This window comes from Dactylosporangium aurantiacum (genome assembly GCF_000716715.1).
In the GTDB taxonomy this organism is placed as follows: Bacteria; Actinomycetota; Actinomycetes; order Mycobacteriales; family Micromonosporaceae; genus Dactylosporangium; species Dactylosporangium aurantiacum.
In genome coordinates, this window is the sequence record NZ_JNYJ01000134.1 from 1 (window position 1) to 1,155 (window position 1,155).

Sequence of the window (1,155 nt, forward strand, 5' to 3'; positions counted from 1 at the left end):
GCGGGGACCCCGGGTGTGCCGGGGAACTTCCGGGTGACCGCGACGACGAACACGAGCTTCTCCCTGGCGTGGAACGCTTCGACGGGTACGGTCACCGGCTACCGGGTGTACGAGGGTGCCACGGTGCGGGCGACGGTCACCGGGACCACGGCCACGGTGTCGGGGTTGACGGCGGGTTCGACGCACACGTACACGGTGAAGGCGTACAACACTGTGGGTGAGTCGGGTGCGTCGAACAGTGTCACCGCGACCACGACCGGTGGGACGACGACGCCGGGTGGGATGCAGGCGGCGCCGTACCTGTACCAGTGGGGTGACCCGCCGAACCCGCAGACGGTGCAGTCGGCGACCGGGATCCGCTGGTTCACCCTCGCGTTCGTGTTGTCCGGTGGTGGGTGCACCCCGGCGTGGGACGGCAGCCGTCCGTTGACCGGTGGGGTGGATCAGACGGTGATCAACCAGGTGCGTGCCGGTGGTGGTGATGTGATCCCGTCGTTCGGTGGGTGGAGCGGCAACAAGCTGGGTCCGAACTGTTCCACGCCGCAGGCTCTGGCGAATGCGTACCAGACGGTGATCAACGCGTACAACCTCAAGGCGATCGACATCGACATCGAGAACACCGACGAGTTCGAGAACGACACGGTGCGTAACCGGATCGTGGACGCGTTGAAGATCGTGAAGCAGAACAACCCGAACCTCAAGACGATCGTCACGTTCGGTACCGCGACGACCGGTCCGGGCTACTACGCGCAGCAGTTGATCAGCCGGGCGGCGTCGATCGGGGCGAACATCGACGTGTTCACGATCATGCCGTTCGACTTCGGTGGCGGCGCGAACATGTACAACAGCACGGTCAGCGCGTCGGAGGGGCTCAAGACGATGCTGAAGTCGGCGTTCGGCTGGACCGATGACCAGGCGTACCGGCACATGGGCATCTCCGGGATGAACGGGCTGTCCGACCAGCAGGAGCTGACGTCGGTGGCGTACTGGCAGCAGATCCGCGACTGGGCGCAGTCCAAGCACCTGGCCCGGCTGGCGTTCTGGTCGGTCAACCGGGACCGGCCCTGCCCCGGCGGTGGCGTGGTGTCCAACTGCAGCGGCATCGCCCAGAACAACTGGCAGTTCACGCAGATCACGGCCACCTTCACCGGATAG

General features: G+C 65.8%; 1 protein-coding gene and 1 pseudogene. Both read left to right on the forward strand.

The window, feature by feature from the left end:
- Positions 1–33 precede the first annotated feature (33 nt).
- A pseudogene (locus tag OP18_RS61680) lies at positions 34–189 on the forward strand (fibronectin type III domain-containing protein); the annotation flags it as partial.
- 93 nt (positions 190–282) lie between these two features.
- Complete coding sequence (locus tag OP18_RS50610) at positions 283–1,155, forward strand: chitinase (RefSeq protein ID WP_245635826.1); 873 nt, start codon at positions 283–285, stop codon at positions 1,153–1,155.

Coding starts and splice junctions, on each gene's coding strand:
- OP18_RS50610 (WP_245635826.1), top strand. CDS start 283: ATGCAGGCGGCGCCGTACCTGTACCAGTGGGGTGACCCGCCGAACCCG.